The 17239-nt window shown below is 63.2% G+C and carries 13 protein-coding genes; 4 read left to right on the forward strand and 9 right to left on the reverse strand.

Translation table 11 applies throughout. The features are described 5' to 3' along the window. Nucleotides 1-2: 2 nt before the first annotated feature. The 6 genes from ACSFBL_RS04240 to ACSFBL_RS04265 form a co-directional block, all read right to left on the reverse strand. Entirely contained in the window at nucleotides 3-1097 is a 1095-nt protein-coding gene (locus ACSFBL_RS04240; RefSeq protein WP_435514492.1) for an SGNH/GDSL hydrolase family protein, read from the reverse strand. 169 nt (nucleotides 1098-1266) lie between these two features. Then, nucleotides 1267-1506, reverse strand: a complete 240-nt coding sequence (locus ACSFBL_RS04245) for an alpha/beta fold hydrolase (protein ID WP_435514531.1) — start codon at nucleotides 1504-1506, stop codon at nucleotides 1267-1269. A 192-nt stretch (nucleotides 1507-1698) separates the two neighbouring features. Further along, entirely contained in the window at nucleotides 1699-2259 is a 561-nt protein-coding gene (locus tag ACSFBL_RS04250) for an RICIN domain-containing protein (RefSeq protein ID WP_435514493.1), read from the reverse strand. Nucleotides 2260-2715: 456 nt separating this feature from the next. Next, nucleotides 2716-5484, reverse strand: coding sequence for an Hsp70 family protein (locus ACSFBL_RS04255; protein WP_435514494.1), 2769 nt, complete (start codon nucleotides 5482-5484; stop codon nucleotides 2716-2718). Nucleotides 5485-5503: 19 nt separating this feature from the next. Continuing rightward, the gene (locus tag ACSFBL_RS04260) at nucleotides 5504-7378 is read right to left on the reverse strand and encodes an Hsp70 family protein (RefSeq protein ID WP_435514495.1); all 1875 of its coding nucleotides are present in this window, start codon (nucleotides 7376-7378) and stop codon (nucleotides 5504-5506) included. Continuing rightward, on the reverse strand, nucleotides 7375-7962 hold the full coding sequence (locus tag ACSFBL_RS04265) for a DUF2760 domain-containing protein (protein WP_435514496.1): 588 nt from the start codon (nucleotides 7960-7962) through the stop codon (nucleotides 7375-7377). Before ACSFBL_RS04265 ends, ACSFBL_RS04260 begins: the two co-directional genes overlap by 4 nt. A gap of 295 nt (nucleotides 7963-8257) precedes the next feature. On the opposite strand from ACSFBL_RS04265, the gene ACSFBL_RS04270 reads away from it, so the two are divergent. After that, nucleotides 8258-10546 (forward strand): LTA synthase family protein, encoded by a 2289-nt coding sequence (locus ACSFBL_RS04270; RefSeq protein ID WP_435514497.1) that lies wholly within the window; start codon nucleotides 8258-8260, stop codon nucleotides 10544-10546. 292 nt (nucleotides 10547-10838) lie between these two features. Beyond that, nucleotides 10839-12449, forward strand: coding sequence for an MASE4 domain-containing protein (locus ACSFBL_RS04275; RefSeq protein ID WP_435514498.1), 1611 nt, complete (start codon nucleotides 10839-10841; stop codon nucleotides 12447-12449). On the opposite strand, the gene ACSFBL_RS04280 is transcribed toward ACSFBL_RS04275, so the two are convergent. Both ACSFBL_RS04280 and ACSFBL_RS04285 read right to left on the reverse strand, forming a co-directional pair. After that, the gene (locus tag ACSFBL_RS04280; RefSeq protein ID WP_435514499.1) at nucleotides 12446-13108 is read right to left on the reverse strand and encodes a response regulator transcription factor; all 663 of its coding nucleotides are present in this window, start codon (nucleotides 13106-13108) and stop codon (nucleotides 12446-12448) included. The two genes, ACSFBL_RS04275 and ACSFBL_RS04280, sit on opposite strands and share 4 nt — an antisense overlap. 126 nt (nucleotides 13109-13234) lie before the next feature. Then, the gene (locus ACSFBL_RS04285) at nucleotides 13235-13543 is read right to left on the reverse strand and encodes a hypothetical protein (protein WP_435514500.1); all 309 of its coding nucleotides are present in this window, start codon (nucleotides 13541-13543) and stop codon (nucleotides 13235-13237) included. Nucleotides 13544-13794: 251 nt separating this feature from the next. Between ACSFBL_RS04285 and ACSFBL_RS04290 the strand changes: the two genes are divergently transcribed. Both ACSFBL_RS04290 and ACSFBL_RS04295 read left to right on the forward strand, forming a co-directional pair. Beyond that, nucleotides 13795-14796 (forward strand): SLAC1 anion channel family protein, encoded by a 1002-nt coding sequence (locus tag ACSFBL_RS04290; protein WP_435514501.1) that lies wholly within the window; start codon nucleotides 13795-13797, stop codon nucleotides 14794-14796. A gap of 404 nt (nucleotides 14797-15200) precedes the next feature. Next, nucleotides 15201-15821 carry a LuxR C-terminal-related transcriptional regulator gene (locus ACSFBL_RS04295; RefSeq protein ID WP_435514502.1) on the forward strand — a complete coding sequence of 207 codons (621 nt, stop codon included), beginning with the start codon at nucleotides 15201-15203 and terminating at the stop codon, nucleotides 15819-15821. Here ACSFBL_RS04295 and ACSFBL_RS04300 read toward each other — a convergent pair. After that, nucleotides 15805-17239 (reverse strand): ATP-binding protein (locus ACSFBL_RS04300; RefSeq protein WP_435514503.1); only part of this gene is annotated, 1435 nt, incomplete at its 5' end. The genes ACSFBL_RS04295 and ACSFBL_RS04300 overlap by 17 nt on opposite strands.

Consider the following 17239-nt stretch of genomic DNA (forward strand, 5'->3'; position numbering starts at 1 on the left):
TGCTAGCCGGCGAGAAAGCGGGCCACATCGCCGTCGCTGATGGGCTTCAAGGGAAGAGCGAACGCCTCCCGCAGGCGCTCGACAATTTGTTGCGCCCAGATTGCGTTGGCGACGGCGCCCCAGTGTCCGTCCCGTAGCACGGTGTGTTCTGGCTCATCGCCCGTGGTGTTGGTGACGCGGATTCCGGAGCCGATGGTCAATGCCTTGTAGGCAGGTTCTCCGTCGGGCCCTCGTTGGCCCCAACGCTGCACGAACCAGGCGTCGATGTCCGCAAACGCGATCCGCTGCGGATCGGCATCGGCAATCTTGCGCAACTCGGCATTGGCGTTGGCCAACGCCTTCCTGATGTTGGTCATCGCAAAGGCAGTGCGGTACTTGTCCAGATTGCCCGGATCGTCAGCCTGGTTGACCAGCCCTACTAGCAAGATGCGGGTCCATGGATGCGAGGCGTGGATCAGCGAGATCGCGGCGCTGATCTGTTGCTTGCAGTAATCGATTGTTCGATGAAGCTCTGGCGCCAAGGGGTCGCGTGATTGAAGGTCGAGCAAGCCGCTCCAATCGTTGGCGCCAATGTAGATGACCACCACGCCGCGGCGCCAGCGCTCTGGCTCGCGGTCCATCAGCGAGACCAGGCGCGGCGCTTGCCGAAATCGCTGGCCGAGCCGGTCACCCATCAGATTCTTGCAAGCGGCTCCTGAGTTGGCGAAGTCATAGAGGTAGTCCTCCTTTCTCGGCGCACGCGAGACCGTCAGACCGAGCAATTCGCGCGCCCACGCGATCACACCGGGCTGCCCCCACAGCACCCAAGGACCGAGGTCGAGCTCGTCGCCGCGCATTTGCGCCAGCACTTCAGTCCATTGAAACGTGCGCGCGTGAAATGCGCCTCCCCGCTCGCGAGTGCCAGGCGGGAAGGCCGTTCGGTCTTGATAGGAATGGCTGGTCGAATCACCGAGCACCGCCAGGGGAATGGCATCTGCGGCTGCGCTGGCCGGCGTGACGTCGCCCCAGGATACCGTCAGCAAGAAACCGAGCGCCATCACAGCTGCGATCATGAAGCGGCTGCATCGCCAGAAGCTCGAGAGGTCACGGTTCTTCATGTGGAACATCTCCGCACCGGTCTGGACCGGCTGCCGTGGCGACGTCCTGCTGATCACCGTCCAGTATTACTCGTTGGGTCGTCGCTGTCCTGATTCTCAACGATAGGTGTCGGATTCGACGATCAACACATTCGAAATGGCCTCCAGTCGAGCGCGCGCAGCAGCCTGTCTACTTGGCCGCGACCTTCACATTCGAGGCAGCCTTTTCGATCAACTCGGCGACCACCTCGGGCTTCGACACATAGACCGCGTGGCTGCCCCCGGTTTCCACGACGGTCGCACCCGCGCGCCTGGACATGAGGCGTTGCGCCAGCGGTGGAATCATCTTGTCGTCGGTAGCCACCAGGTACCAGCTCGGCTTCGATTTCCACGCGCCCTTGTCGGGCGCAAACGCGGCGATGTAGACCAGGCCCGCGACCTCGTCGTTGTTTCATCGCGCGTAGAAAATCAAGACCTGCGTCCCGGCATGGGGCGGAGTAGGGACTCCTGACTCGGCATGCGGCGATGGGCTTCTGGGCGGATTGCGATTGGACCGAACCCCGAGTATGGTTCGCCAGAAAATCACCAGGTCACAGGCTGAGAACCGCCCGACTCCTTGCCCCTACAGCTTCTGCCTGATCGTCCAGCGGCGCGACATATCGGTATCGCAATTGAACTGAAGAGCCGTCACGTTGTTGGCGGTACTCACGCCTCCGGCAATCGTCAGGCATTTGTTCGTCTGCACGTTCCTGATCTGGTAGACGCCGCTGCCGGTCACGTCGCTGATCCTCCAGGTGCGCGACGGATGGGTGTCGCAGTTGAACTGAAGAGCGGCCACATTGTTGTCCGTGCTCACGCCTCCGGCGATCGTCAGGCACTTCCCCGTCTGCACGTTCTTGATCTGGTAGATCTTGTCGCCGGTCGTCGCTCTCAGCGTCCAGCGGCGTGACGGATCGCTGTCGCAATCGAACTGCGCGGCTTCGATGTTGTTTTCAGTGCTCACTCCCCCGGCGATCGTCAGGCACTTGCCGGTCTTCGCGTTGACGAGCATCAGCTCGCCGGCGATTTGCGCGCGCGCGGGCTGCGACAGCGCGCCCGCGAAGACTACGATGAAAACAGTGACGCACGCCATGAGCGGGATACGACGCGTGGTCTGATTCTCCTGTGAGTTGCAGCTCTTCATTTCATCTTCCTTTAACGCTTTGCGCGGGTTAAGGGCAGGGCGCGCACACGCTGCCTTGCTGGGCATGCGTTGGGAACTGCGAGCAAGTGTCCCACCGACTCGACGATGCCCAGTATGCGTTGATGGCAGGGTGTTCGGCATCCACCAGGTTGAGGAAGCCGCTGCGCTTTGCGTCTCTCCACCATTCGGCTCTGATGCGAATCTTGGCTTCCGGCAGGATGACGCCGCATGGGTGACACGGCCCCACGCCAGAACGACGTTGCTGCCCCTCAAACGGCCGGGGTATCGCGACGCTGGCTTTGATTCACTGGCAGCTTGCCTCTTGAATGCAGCGCGTGCGCTCGGAAGTAACTTCCCGCGCATCGACGTACGCCTCCAGGGCCACTGTGTCGGCGAGCGCGATACCGACGGGCACAACGACAAGTCAAGGCAAAAGGGATCTCTGTTCGTCGGCACTCAGCCGATCAACTTCAAGCCCGGCGGCAACGCTTCGCCGAACATGCCGCGCTCTCCGGCTTCGTCGAGCGGAACGACTTCGCGCACGCGAGCGATCCACGCCGACGGAGCCCGATGGGCTTCGAGCCGCGAGATGACTCGTTCGAGCGCTTCGGGCGGCAGGTCGCGAGCGCGATCACCGCAGAGGCGGGCCAGACTGGCAGCGGCTGCAGCAGCCCCTTCAATGCGCCTCCAGTCCAGCGCAAGCAGTGCTTCGAGCCAGGCGGCGGCGCGACCTGCCGGCACCACGCCGTGCGCACTGCCGTAGAGGGGAGCGCGCGCGCCGATGCGACCGATGGCCCACAGCGTCCACGTGTCGCGTGCCTGCGGATCGCTACCGCGCTGCTGCAGGCGCTCGACGAGCCAGTCGCCGATCTCGACCTTGTGTTCGACCGGTATGCGTTCGAGCGAAGCGCCCATGCGCACCATGTCGTCCCAACTCCCCTTGACGAGCCGCGACGGTCGTTCGTGGACACCCATCTCCTCGCCCTGCAGGTTCATCGCGAAATCCTCGAGCAGGCGTTGCTGTGCAGCTTCCTCCAGGCCGCCGGCGACACGGCGCCACAGCGTCCACCATTCGGTGTTGACCTGGCGCTCGTGGCCATGCTGGACCCCCAGCTCGAACAGCGGCCACAGCTGCTCGATGCGCCAGGGGTCGAGTGCATCCCCGAAACCCGGCCGCAGGCACCAGCCCGCCAGGCTCAGCCATAGGCGCTCGTGGTCGGGCGAGCGATGGCGGCCACGCGCTCGCTGCCACAGCGCGTCGAACAGCGGACGCAGCAGCGCGGTCGACCACCGCTCGCGATTGCCGAGCAGGGCCTCAAGCTGCGTGCGCAACTGCTTGACGGCCTTGGGTCCCACTTGGCGGTCGCGCGCGCCGAAAACCCGCTCGATGTGCTCGACGGCTTCGCCAAAGCGGGGCGGAAGGCCGGCCCCCGCGGCTGCCGCGCCAGCCGGATCCACACGCAATTGGAATTCGAGCTTCCAGCGTTGCGTCGGCTTCTCGGCGGAGATGCAGTGCATTTCGAGCGTGCCAACCTCGGTCAGCATCGCCGTGAGTTGCACCGGGATATTGCGTCGCGCAGTGCCGCGGTCGGCCCGCACCACGGTGGCCACGGGTGGCAGCGGCTGCACATCGCGTTCGTCGAGGTCGACCAGGTCACCAGCCAGCGGCGTGGGCTGCCCTCCGGTATCGCCGGTGACCGCTACGAGATGGAAGCGTACCGGTTCGCCGATGCGCAGGTCGAAGCTGCGTTCCTCAAGCCGAATCTCGCGGCCTTCTTCGCTGCCGCGCGGCAGGACGCAGACGGCTCGCCCGTTGCCGTCGTCGAGCGGCAGGAAGTAGCTGCGTGCCGAACCGGCGCTGATCTTCGGCGCCAAGCCGCGTCGCGCCAGCGCATAGGCGACCGCGCCGCGCGCGACCGCGACGTCCGGGTTGGTGTTGTGCAGCGCTTGCAGCGGCGCGCCGCGCCATGCGCCAAGCGTCGCGTGCAGGCGCGCGGCGATCGCCTCGGCGCGAAACACGCCGCCATTGAGCAGGAGCGCGTCGGGCCAGCCGGCCTCCGCGTTCTGTCGCAGAAAACCGGCGATGTGGCGCGTCACTGCCGGGTCGCTCGCGTAGGGCAAGCCGAATGCGACCAAGCCGCTGGCGCGCTCGCGCTTTGGCAGTTCACTGGCGGTCACCTGCGGGAAAAACCCGTCGACCACGATGCGCTCGACTTCGTCGCGGCCCAGCGCCACCGAACGGGCGCCGCCGATCAGGCGCGAACCCGCGCCTAGCAGGGTCACCTGCGCGCTGGCCGGTGGGTCGGCAGCAAGCAGCAATTCCTTGGCGAAGCGGCAGCGTTCCACCAGTTGCGACAACTGGCCCGCCGACAGGCGATTCGCGGCCTCGCCCGCCGCTGCGTGCAGGCGGGATTCGGCCAGATGCGCGAGCGCCAGGTCCATGTTGTCGCCGCCGAGCATCAGGTGGCGACCGACCGCGATGCGTTCGAGTCGTGGTTCGAGGCCATCCCAGTCGACGCGCACCAGGCTCAAGTCGGTCGTGCCGCCACCGACATCGCAGACCAGCACCAGCCGCGTGCTCGCCAATGCCTTCGCAAGGCCATTGCGGTGACGGAACAGCCAGTCGTACAGCGCAGCCTGGGGTTCCTCAAGAAGGCGCAACTGGGGCAATCCGGCGTCGCGCGCGGCCTCGACGGTCAGTGCGCGTGCCACATCGTCGAACGAGGCCGGCACGGTCAGCACCAATTCCTGGTTTTCGAGCAGGGCTTGTGGATAGCGGTAGTTCCAGGCCGCGCGCAGATGCGCGAGGTAGCTCGCGCTCGCGCTCACCGGAGAAACCTTTGGCACGTCGGCCGCCGCACCCCAAGGCAAGATGGGCGCCATCCGGTCGACCGCGGCATGCGAAAGCCAGCTCTTCGCGCTGACCACCAGCCGCCCGGGCACCTGGGCGCCGAGCTGGCGCGCGAGGCTTCCGATCACGGCCATGTCGCCATCGCCGGCCGTCATCCACGGAAGTACCAGATCGCCCGGCACCAGCTCGCCCGGCAACGGGTGGTAGCGCATCGACGGCAGCAGCGGTCGCGCCGCCACTTCGCCGGGCGCGACCAGTTGTTCAACGTCGAACAGGCGGATGGCGTCCTCCGCGACCTGGCCGTTCGCTGCCGCATAGGCGACCACCGTGTGCGTGGTGCCAAGGTCGATGCCGACCGTGTAGGTCGCAGTCATGCTGATGCCAGAGACAGGCTCAAACCCCCGCGGCGTCTTGCGGGCGTTCGCCGCGCACGTCGAATTCGATCTTCCACCGCTCGCCGCCGCTGCGCGGCACAGCTTCGAGTTCCAGAGTGCCGGCCTCGGTGACGCGGGCATGCAGGCGCACCGGCACTACTTCGCCGGGGCTGCGCCCCTCGGGTGGCAGCGTGGCGGAGATCGGCGCGAGTTCCTGCAGCTCGTCGGGTGTCCAGGCGTCGAGCAGCGTGCCCACGCCGTCATTGCGCCGCACCGACGAAGCGAAGAAGCGGAAGTGAACCGGTTCGCCGATCACCAGCCCGAGTTCGAGCGCCGGCAGTTCGGCTTCAGTACCTTCTTCCATGCCGAACGGGGCCAGGCACAGGGCCTGTACGGGCGGCTCGATGCCGGGTACCGCAGGCATCGACGATTCGACACCGACGTAGTACGCGAAGGCAGTGCCACCGCGAATGCGGACGCCGTGACCATGCCGAACGTAGCCATAGTAGGCGGCGCCTCGGGCTACCGCGAGGTCGAGGTCGGCACCGCTCAACAGCCGCGCTGGCTCGCCCCCTTCGGCGGCGAGCCAGCCGTTGATTGTTGCCAGCGTTCGATCGGCGAGCAATGGCGACTTGAAGACGCCGCCGTTGAACAGCACTGCCGTCGGGTGCAGGAAGCTCGCGCCCTCCACGCCGTGACCGGCACCAGCGCCCAAAAACCCTTCCAGTTCGGCGACCGCGCCGAGTTGCCGGCCGAGGAACGCCGCCAGGTGGCGAGTGGCGGCCGCGTCTTGCGCGTAGGGCAGCCCCAACTGCGACAAGCCCGCACGCACGCGGCTGACGGGTCGCGCCGAGGCTTCGACCTGGGGAAAGAAACCCTCCACGATCGTCGCGCCGACCTCATCGCGCGTCAGCTCGGTGCGGATCGAGCCGCCGATCAATTTGCTGCCGCGGCTGGGCACGACGATGGGTTGCGCAGCTGCTGCGGCATCTCCGAGCAGTTTTTCCTTCGCGCTGCGGCAGGCGTAGGTCAGCGCGCGCAGTTGCCAGGCGTCCAGCGTGGTGCCGGCCGTGGCCAGCTTGCGGGCGACGACATGGGCGAGCGTCAAGTCCATGTTGTCGCCGCCGAGCAGGATATGGTCGCCCACCGCGACGCGGTGCAGTTCGAGGTTGCCGTCGCGCTCGAGCACGGCGATCAGCGAGAAGTCGCTGGTGCCGCCGCCGACGTCGACCACCAGGATGATGTCGCCCGGCTTGACCTGCTTGCGCCACCCGGCGGCGGTGGCCTCGATCCAGCTGTACAACGCGGCTTGCGGTTCTTCGAGCAGCGTCAGGGAGCCGCAGCCGGCCGCTTTGGCGGCTTCGACCGTCAATTCGCGCGCGGCCGGGTCGAACGATGCCGGGATCGTCACAGTGACATCCTGCTCGCCGAAAGGCGCTTCGGGATGTGCATGGTCCCAGGCGTTGCGCAGATGTTCGAGGTAGCGAATCGAGGCGTCGAGCGGCGACACCCGCGCCACTTCTGGCGGCGCATCGTTCGGCAGGATTGCGGCGCGCCGGTCGACGCCGGGGTGGCAAAGCCAGCTCTTTGCGCTCGAGACGAGCCGGATCGGCGTCGTCGCGCCGCGACTGCGGGCCAGTTCGCCGACGGCCTGCTGGCCGTCCGCCGACCAAGGCAGCGCCATGTCGCCCGCGGCCATCTCGTCGGCGTGCGGCAGGTACAGGAACGACGGCAGCAGCGCCAGCGATTCGACCGCGCCTGGAGCAGTCAGCTGTGGGATCGGCAGTATTTCGTGAACCGTCGCCTCGCCGTCGCCGGCTGCGATGTCGATGTACGTGAGTGCGCTGTGGGTGGTGCCCAGGTCGATGCCGATCGCGAAGCGCGGGTCGCTCATAGTTCCACCTCCGCCGGCGCCACCACATGCACATCGTGGCGCTCGGACAGCTTGGGCAGCCGCACTTCAGTGACGCGCCAGCCCCGGTGCCTGAGGTTGCCGGTAAAGGGCGGCTGACCCACCACGTTGCCGGTCAGGCGCACTGCGGCGGCATCGAAGCCGGCCTGCAGCGTGACATGGCCGCCTTCGGCCTCGTCCCGCACCGGCACGATGCTGAAGTGCTCGCGCAAGACCTTGGCGCAGCCTTCGTGCACCACGCGAGCCGCCGCGCCGATCTGCGCGTCGGCATAGCCGCCAAGATCTTCACCCACGAAGTCGATCAGCCGCGCGTCACGTTGCAGCAGCGCAAGCAGCTGCAGCGCGGCATCTGGACTCGCTTCCTTCAGAAGCGGGGGCGTTTCAGGCACCGAGGCAGTCGCTGCCGGAATCGGTGGCGATGCTGCACCATGGCGCAATGCGGCATACCGCGCAGCCAGATCGGCGTCTGCCAACAAGCCGAAGAAGGCGCCGAGTGCGAGTGGAATGCGACGCAGCAGCGAGGGCTTCGCGCTGTCATCGGAGGAGGGGAGTTGCGGATGGTTCATTGATTGCTCCAGGTCGGCCAGCCGCGCGCGTGCAGCCGTCGCGCGACAGTGATCAAGGCTCGGAGTCGCTGGTGAGGCAGGGCCGAACCGCTGGCAAATCAAGGGCCGAACCGGCGTCAACAATGTCGCGTGCCGCGGTGCAGCATTGTAGGGAACGCCATCGTGATCGCAGGCGCAGCACCGAAGTCATTTCCCTGCCGCGCGAACAACCGTGGCGACAGTTCGGCGCTCTGGCACGCGAAGCGGCGCACTGCGCAAGGAACCTCAACGCCGGTGCCTCGACGGAGGGTTGCAGGTGATTGCAGCCACCAATGCCTCTGGCGCAGCCCACGCGGTCGCACTGCGCACGCACCACGCGCATGCATCATGTTCGTCACACGAGCGTCGCCGTTGCCTTGACCGGCCGCATGACGAAGCTGGTCTTGCAGTCCTGGATGACCTGATCGCCGCGATCCTTCAGAATCAGAATAGCGGCCCCCGCGATGAGGTTGGCGTGCCCTTGGTAATGAACGCGATCTTCGCCGTGCCGATGGACGGTGCAGGATGGGGCGCGTGGCTTGAATGGCTTTGGTGGTTCAGCACCGTTCGCTTCCTCGCCGCGGCGCTGCTCGGCGTCGCAATCCAAAGGACTTTCCTGCCAAGGTATCGATGGACTGCTGCATTGATCGGTGCCGGCGTCGTCGTCGCGCTTGCGCTGGGTTTTCCCGTCCCCAAACCCGACGATGGCTTGCTCAACACGATCGGCGTCTGGCTTTACACCACGAAGCTTCAATTGATCGGTCTGGCAGCATGCCTGTGGCGTGATCTCGTCTCGCTGGCTATCGTGACCTTCACTTTCGGCCTCGTGCTCAACTTCGCCAGAGGACATGCGCAGCGTGGCGCGGTGGTCGCGCTGCAATCTCTGGTCGTGCTGCTGTGCGGTGTCGTGGGGATCGACTGGGCCTACCAGTTCGCCACCGGCCAGCCCGCCAGTTTTCGCATCCTGTGGTTCGCCGTCCTCAACATGGACGACGTCGCGCCGCTCATCGCGCCCGAGGCAACGGTCATGCGGGCGCTGGCGGTTTCAGGCGGCGTCGTCTTCGCTGTGGTGTGGTTCTGGGCGCAACGCGGCCTTGCCACGACGCCTCTTCAAGCTTCGTATCGTTCGTACGCGGGCGGCCTGGTTGCGCTGGCGTTCTCGCTCGCCGTGCTGCTTCCGGCACCTGCGCACGGCATCTTGGCCCTCCTGCGGCACTCGGAAGGCACTCTGATCGTCCTGGCGAAGACTGCCGTCTCTACGCCAATGGATGAAGTCCGGACGAAAGTGGCTCAGGAGTTCGAGCGGGCGGGCAAGCCCCGCTGGCACAGCGCCCAGATGGTTGTTCGGGAAACCGCCCGAACGAAACGCAGAAACGTGGTGATCATCATGCTGGAGTCCATGCGCGCGGAGTCGACGACCGTGCACAACCCCGGGCTCGAAACAACCCCCTTCTTGGCGCAGTTGGCTCGAAAAAGCATGGTTGTAGAGGACATGTCGGCCGTGATTCCCCGCACCGCCGCCGCTTGGATCGCGGTGCTCGGCGGCCAGTACCCGCTGGCCAACGAGGGCACGCAGAGATGGGCGCTTGAAAACCGGAAGCACGCCCGAATACGCACGCTTCCTTCGATACTGAGAGAAGCGGGCTATGCCACGAGTTTCTTTACACCCACCACACTGCATTTCCAGAGCGACCTCGACGTCGTCGACACCTTCCATCTGCAGTACCTCCGAACCGAACAGGAGCTGAGCAACTCCGAAACCGAGCGGGTGACCTACTTCGGCATCGCGGACGAATGGATGGTCCAGCCCATTCTTGACTGGACGGCAGCTCAGGTCGATGCGAAGCGCCCCTTCTTCACGGCAATCATGACGAATGTGGGGCACCACAACTTCGAGACCCCCTCTACCTGGAAGCGGATCAGGTTCGAGGGTGTATCAAACCACACCCTGGAGTCCTATTACAACTGCCTGCGTTACATCGATGGTGTGCTCTCTACCCTCATGGAAGGCTATCGGCAACTCGGCGTGCTCGACGACACGGTGTTCGTGTTCGTAGGCGATCATGGACAGATGTTCGATGAACATGGCACCCGGCAAATTCTCAACGCGGTCTATCAGGAAGGGCTGCATGTTCCGACCCTCATCTACGCCCCTGGGCTCCTGAAGGCGGGGCCGGTCCGCGGTCCTCGCCAGCAAATCGACATTGTCCCCACCCTCGTGGAGTTGCTGGGTCTTCGGATCGAAAATGCGCGACTGCCCGGTGAGTCCCTGCTGCATCCGGTCGATCCGACGCGCCGCCTCTACTTCACGAGCAGCATCGACTGGTCGTTCTTGGCAGCCAGGCACGGGAACAGGAAATACATCTACAGCTTCGACCGAGATCCGATCGAGGTGTATGACCTGGATGCCGACCCCAAGGAGCAGGCTGCATTGCGCGATGTCGATCCCAAGGAGCTCGCCGAGGTGAGAGAGGAAGTGCTGGATTGGCGCATGAACTCAGAGCTGGCAATGCTCGCACGCCCTTCCGATGAGAACGACATCTCGGCGCCATGGTTGCGCAGATGATTGAAAGGTGAAGCGAGAGGGTATGTGCGCGCGCTGGCGGTGCTAGCGCGACTTCCGCGCGTGAGCGGCCCCTTGGTGACGATACCGGCCTCGGGCTTGAGTCAACAAGTCGTCGAGGCGTACGATTCCGCAACCCATGGCCCAAATCGCGCTGGGCCACGGAAACGTTCCGCCTAAGGTGGCGAGCAGGCAGATGTTCGTGCATGTCCGTATACCGCATCGCAAGCCTTCGATCTCAGGCTTGTGAATCGGACGCCTGGGCTTGGCCCGGCTGCAATTGGGAAACTCCGAAATGCTGAAAGACCGAAGCCGCAGCTCAGACGAACAGCCTCTCGTCCTCTCAAACTTGTCACCGGGCCCGGCGCAGAAAAAGCTGGCTCTCGCTCTCGTCGTCGGCTTCCTGATCGTGTTTGCCCTGATCACCTTTGGTCCCCTCAAGGCAGTGCAACTTAGGCGCGTCGACGCTTTCATCCCCGCCTACTTGACGGCGATGTTTGTGTCCGAGTTGATAGCAGCAATTCTTTTGTACGCCCAGTTTTCTATTCTGCGATCGCCTGCGATTCTTGCTATCGGAAGTGGATATCTCTTCACGGCACTCGTATTGATCCCGTTCGTCCTCGTGTACCCGGGGGTATTTGTGCCGGGGCGAGGCCTTTTTGGCGGCCCTCAAAGCACATCATGGGTGTGGTTCTTTTGGCACATCGGTTTTCCGTTGTTCACGGTTGCCTATGCACTTCTAAAGAGGGACGCGATTCCAAGTGAGGGGTTCTGGGGCCGCGCGGCGCGCGAACAGATCTTCCTGAGTGCGTCGTTGACAGCAGCCGCGATCTACGCGGTGGCGCTCCTTTGCCTGGAAGGTGAAGCGTTACTGCCCCAGGTGGCGCTGCCCGATTCGCTTCGCTTTACGTCTCTGTGGCCTATCCTGATTGGGGTACCCGTAGCGTTGGCCAACGTCTGGGCACTTATCCTTCTATGGCGCCGACGGCACTCGGTGCTCGATCTTTGGTTGATCGTTGTGACTTGCTTGCACGTGTTTGAGGCATCCCTAGCCTACTATCCTAATCCGGTTCGATTTAGTGTCGGATCGTATGCGGTCCGCATTATCGGATTCTTGGCCAGCGGCCTGGTTTTGACGGTTCTGCTGTACGAAACGACTGCGCTGTACGGAGCAATTCTCGATGCATTCCTGCGTCAGCGTCGCGAACGAGAGGCGCGGCGAATGACTGGCGATATGGTCGCTGCTGCGATCGCGCACGAGGTCAAACAGCCGATGACAGCCATGGTCATGACAGCGGGTGCGGGCCTTCGTTTACTCGACCGTGCACCACCCAATCTGCATAGGGCGAAAGAAGCGTTCGAGTTGGTTGTCCGGGATGGCCACCGTGTTGCGGCGATGATCGACAGCATCCGCGCGAACTTTAGAAGTCAGACAACGGCTTCGCTAGATGTCAATGAGCTCGTCCAGCGAGCGCTAGCGCTGGAACGCGAAGATCTGCAGAAACACCGGATACTGGTCCGGACGGAGTCGAACACCAAGATCCCCCGAGTTCAGGGAAATCGAATCGAGTTGCAGCAAGTGCTTCTCAACTTGATCGCAAATGCCGTTGCGGCGATGGCAGCCAAGCAAGATGCTCCCAGGATCCTATCCGTCGATTCAGAAGAACACGAAGGCGCGGGCGTAGTGATATCGGTTGCGGACACCGGGACCGGAATCAGCGCGCAAGATATCGATCGAATCTTCCACCCGCGGTTCACGACCAAAGCTGACGGCATGGGTATGGGTCTGCCTATCTGCCTCGCGATCGTGGAGGCCCACAATGGCCGCTTGTGGGTCACTCCAAACACACCTCGGGGCACTGTGTTTCAATTCACCCTGCCCGTAGTTCAGCCAATAGCGATCTAGTTCTCGACTGCATCAGGTGGCCCTTTCAGCGACTGCCGGGACAGCGTCAACGGTATTTGAAGTGTCCCCGCCATCCTTACGAGATTGGGAAGGGAGTTGGCACCCATCTTTTTCATGATGTTGCCTCGATGAATCTGCAGGGTGACCTCGCTGATCCCCAACTCGGCGGCGGCCTGCTTGTTGAGGAGGCCGCCGATGATCAAAGGTAACACCTCACGCTCGCGGGGACTCAACCGTGAAAGACGTTCCTTCAGGTCGGCCAGTGCTGACTGTTTGAGCCTGGCGTTACGATTTTCCACAAGGGCTGCGTTGATCGCGCGAATCAACTCAGCCTCCTTCAATGGCTTTGTCAGAAAGTCCACTGCGCCATTCCTCATCGCACGCACCGAGGAGGGGATGTCTGGATAAGCGGTGATGAACACGATGTGGGGGCTGCTCGGATCAAGAAGCCCTTGGAGTTCCAAGCCGTTGATGTCCGGAAGGTGGACGTCTAGAACCAGGCAAGCCGGGATATCGGGCCTTGAATGCACGACGTACTCCGCTGCCGACCCGAACGTGATGACGGGCAGGTCGTAGGTGGACAGAAGCATCGACAAAGCTTCGCGGATGCGTGGGTCGTCGTCCACAACAAAAACGATCTGATCTCCAGGATCCGCCATTTCGCTATCGTATCTCTTGCGTCGCTTCTGAGCCGTATGCGGGCTCGGAGGTGGCGATGCAGGGTCTGCAACAGAACGTAAGACGCAGCCGACTCGACTTTGGATGGGCTCGGTTGAATCACGTGGTCAGCGTCCGGTCGGACAGAGGATGTTACGTGGCGTATCGCCCCTGACATAGTCGAGTTCCTCCGATTCGGTTGCTGCGCGCATGGTCACCAGACTGGCGCGATCTCCGTAGAGGTCCCTCAAAGTGGCCTCCATGACGAGCCGTGCGTCCTCTTCGATGCGTAAGGCTTTGAACCACCGTCGCGCCCGGCCGTCGTAGAGAAAGTCCACGACCCAAACCCTCGACGTCTTGAAGAATTCGGCCATTTCTTTGCTTGCAGGTTTGTCGACCAATCGTCTTGGTACCCGGGACAGGCTGGGGCTTTCCATGCAGATGCGGTTGCTGCTGTCGATGGCAGTCCAAAGCCTATTTTGCGCTCCCCTCCGAGTTGCCCGCATCCCACTGTCGCGGGGTGGCGGTCTGGTCCGAAGGGGCCTTGCCTGCGCGCCACCTGCCTCATCGGGCCGATACCCGGTTGCTTTCTTGGTGGGTTGCCCTTGCCGACGAGCAAATCCAGACTGGATGATCTGCAATGGTCGCCGTGACCTGCCTTGACGCAGATCGTTCTGAAGAGGGGCTCATGAACTCACCCACGAACATCGGCTTGATTTCCGACAAGCCGGCCGGTTACTTCGAGTATCTGCCCGCGGGTCTGTTCGGGTCTGTCATGGGCCTGACAGGATTGAGCCTCGTCTGGGGCGCCCTGCATTTGCGTTATGGTGCACCGGCGTGGATTGCCGGTCTACTGGCAGTGATCGCAGCGGTGGACTTCGCCGTTGTCTGCGTCGCCTATGGGATCAAGATGGCGACGGCCCCGGAGGCCGCGCGGGAGGAATTTCGCCATCCGATCGCCGTCAACATGTTCGCAACCTTCTGGGTCAGCCTGCTGCTGTTGCCTCTGGTCATCGCGCCGCAGAGCCTGCTGCTCGCGCAAGCGCTCTGGGCAGTCGGCGCGTTGGGAATGATGGTTTTTTCGGTGTACATCGTCAGTCGGTGGCTTGGCACTCAGCATCAGATGTCCCACGCAACGCCGGCGTGGATTCTTCCGGTAGTGGGCTTGTTGGACATGCCGCTTGCCGTGCCGTACCTATCGTTGCCTCAAGCACATGCCTTCATGCTGGTCGGCACGGCGGTTGGCCTCTTCTTCACCATTCCGCTGTTTACGCTCATCTTTTCACGTCTCATATTCGAGCCACCGATGCCGCCGGCATTGCAGCCGTCGTTGATGATCCTTGTGGCGCCCTTTGCTGTTGGTATGTCGACCTACGTGGCGACGACCGGTCAGATGGACCTGTTCGGGCGCTCGCTCTACGTCTTGACCATCTTCATGCTTGTCGTACTGCTGGGGCGACTTCGCCATCTTGGCCAGTGCTGCCCGTTTCGGGTCGCCTGGTGGGCCGTTAGCTTTCCGATGGCTGCGTCGGCAATTGCGGCGCTCAAGGTTGCTCAGGCTGAACCGGGACTCGTGACCGACAGCCTCGCGCTTCTGCTGGCGGCGTTGTCGACCCTCGTAATCCTCTGGCTGCTGGGAAGGACAGGCCTCGGAATCATTCGAGGAGAACTGCAGACGCTCAGTACCTGAGAGGCCGGTAGCGCAGGGGCGATCGCCGAGGAAGTCGCCGCGATTCGCCAAAACCGGCGTCCGCGCGGCAGGCCAGAGGCAGCGCTTACCGGATCGCGGCTGTCCGAGGGTGCCAGCCGTCCTCCGATAGGCGACGCTCTGGATCATGCGTTGATCTGGCGGATGAGAGAGCTCGATCTCTCCAGAGGTCGCACCGAAGCGCGCGCTCTCTTGGCCCGCGACCAAGAACTGCGCGGGCGGCACGGCTCGCCGGCCCCTCCGATAACACAATGTTGGTATAGCCGTCGAACAGGCGAGCGACTATCTTTACATCCCGTACCGCGACGGGCGATCTGATTCCTCCGTCTACGGGCAATGTTCTTTCGGTCGGCCTTGAGGGAAGTTCCTCGTTCTGGAAATCAAAAATGAGCTACTCAGTTCTGGTCGTCGACGACCACCCAATCCTTCGTCGTGGCATTGCCAGCGTGATCGAACAAGAGCCTCGACTTGATCTTGCTGGCGAATCCAGCACAGGCGGCGAGGGGGCGTTGTTGTTCTCACGGCTGCGGCCCGACGTTGTCCTGATGAACCTGTCGTCGGGCGAAGCCGCAGACGTGGAGGGCATCGAGAGGATTCGCGCCCTGGATTCGAGCGCGTACATCATCAACCTGACCCGATGCGACCATGGCGAGGACATTCACGACGTTCTCAGGGCAGGCGCACGCGGCTATATCAGGATGGACACCTCGGTCGCAGAACTGGTGACCTGCATCCTGCGAGTGGCCGAGGGGGGAAGATACCTGACGCCGGCCGCCGCGGCCAAGCTGGCGGAAACGGTCTGGTCTGACGCGCTCTCTCGAAGGGAACTGGACATCCTGAAACTGGTCTCGACCGGAAAGAGCAACCGCGACATCGGAAGGGCTGCGGGCATCACGGAAGAGACCGTGAAATCTCATGTCAACAGGATCTTGTCCAAGCTCGGCGTCGCGAGCAGAACTGAAGCCGTGAGTGTGGCTGTGCGCCGGGGCGTCATCCGGTTTGCGTGACATCCACTTCGGCTGCATCCGGGGAAGAAACAGGCAACGTGAACTGAAACCGGCTGCCGGACGGTGTGAGCGAGAAGGCAAGCAGCTGACCGTTGTGCGATTCGACGATCGATCTGCAGATCGATAGACCCATGCCCATCCCCTCGGGCTTTGTCGTAAAGAACGGCTCGAACAACCGCTTTGAAGAAACCTCATCCAGGCCGACGCCCGAGTCCTCTACCTCGACGGTGACGCCATCCAGCGTGCGGGATGTCCGGATGCGAAGCACCTTGTGCCAATCCGCCACGGCCACCATAGACTCGAGCGCATTCTTTACCAGGTTGACGACTACCTGTTGGAGTTGCACCCGGTTCCCGTTAACGGCGGGCAGACCGGCGGCCAATGCGGTTTCGAGGGCAACCGCGTTCTGCCGAAGCTCGCCCCGAACCAGGTCAACGACCTCTTGCACGAGGTCGTTGACATCGAGCCGGTCGATCTCCGGCGTGGACTTTCGCAACATGGCGCGGATGCCCCTGATGACGTCGCCCGTATACCGTCCATCCCTAACGATCCGCTCCACGGTTGCCATGGCCGTCGGGACGTCGAGCTGCGGTTTGGACATGAGCAGCAAGCAGGTCTCGGCGCTGGTCACGATCGAAGCCAGCGGTTGATTGACCTCATGGGCTATGGACGCAGCGAGTTCGCCCATCGTTGTCAACCGCGTCACGTGCGCAAGTTCCAATTCCGATTCGCGCAACGCATCCTCCCGGCGCTTCCGCTCGCTGACGTTCATCGTGGTTCCGATGTATTCGCGCAGGCTGCCCTTGTCATCAAAAATGGCCTGTCCGCGCGTGTGGACGTGCTTGACCTTCCCCGAGGCCGAAACAATCCGGAACTCATGCGAAAAAGAGCGGCCCTCTGCCACCGCCGGCTCGGCAATCCTCCGCCATTCCGCAAGATCGTCGGGATGAATCATCCCGACGAACTCGTCGTAGTTTGGCGGCGGTCCTTGCTTGGGATCCCGATCGAAGATCCGGTAGTTCTGCTCCGACCAGATCAGCTTGCCGGTGCCCAGATCACGGCTCCAGCTTCCCGTGTCACTCAACTTCTGGCCTTCCGCGAGAAAGGCCTCGCTGCGCCGGAGATCCGAATAGAGATAGGCGTTCTCGAGTGAGATGACGGCCTGTGCGGCCAGGAATTCGAGAATGTGGACGCGCTCGGGCGTGAATGCCTTGAGCAGCAAGTTATTCTCCAGGTAAAGCGCGCCGATCAGCTGGGCCTGCTTCAGCACGGGGAGACAAATCAGCGACTTGGGGCGAACTCCCCGAACGACACCCAAACTCCCCCACTTATCGACACGTAAATTCCTCCGTCCCGGCCATCGAGCCGTGACGGTATAGGGCGGCGCCGGCAACTGCCGGCAGTTGTCCTCCGGGCAG

Source organism: Variovorax glacialis, assembly GCF_051216375.1.
GTDB lineage: Bacteria > Pseudomonadota > Gammaproteobacteria > Burkholderiales > Burkholderiaceae_C > Variovorax.

What these genes read in the sequence shown, in the direction of transcription:
- ACSFBL_RS04275 (WP_435514498.1), top strand. Translation starts at nt 10,839, where the DNA reads ATGCTGAAAGACCGAAGCCGCAGCTCAGACGAACAGCCTCTCGTCCTC.
- ACSFBL_RS04295 (WP_435514502.1), top strand. Translation starts at nt 15,201, where the DNA reads ATGAGCTACTCAGTTCTGGTCGTCGACGACCACCCAATCCTTCGTCGT.
- ACSFBL_RS04260 (WP_435514495.1), bottom strand. Translation starts at nt 7,378, where the DNA reads ATGAGCGACCCGCGCTTCGCGATCGGCATCGACCTGGGCACCACCCAC.
- ACSFBL_RS04240 (WP_435514492.1), bottom strand. Translation starts at nt 1,097, where the DNA reads ATGAAGAACCGTGACCTCTCGAGCTTCTGGCGATGCAGCCGCTTCATG.
- ACSFBL_RS04265 (WP_435514496.1), bottom strand. Translation starts at nt 7,962, where the DNA reads ATGAACCATCCGCAACTCCCCTCCTCCGATGACAGCGCGAAGCCCTCG.
- ACSFBL_RS04250 (WP_435514493.1), bottom strand. Translation starts at nt 2,259, where the DNA reads ATGAAGAGCTGCAACTCACAGGAGAATCAGACCACGCGTCGTATCCCG.
- ACSFBL_RS04290 (WP_435514501.1), top strand. Translation starts at nt 13,795, where the DNA reads ATGAACTCACCCACGAACATCGGCTTGATTTCCGACAAGCCGGCCGGT.
- ACSFBL_RS04285 (WP_435514500.1), bottom strand. Translation starts at nt 13,543, where the DNA reads ATGGAAAGCCCCAGCCTGTCCCGGGTACCAAGACGATTGGTCGACAAA.
- ACSFBL_RS04280 (WP_435514499.1), bottom strand. Translation starts at nt 13,108, where the DNA reads ATGGCGGATCCTGGAGATCAGATCGTTTTTGTTGTGGACGACGACCCA.
- ACSFBL_RS04255 (WP_435514494.1), bottom strand. Translation starts at nt 5,484, where the DNA reads ATGACTGCGACCTACACGGTCGGCATCGACCTTGGCACCACGCACACG.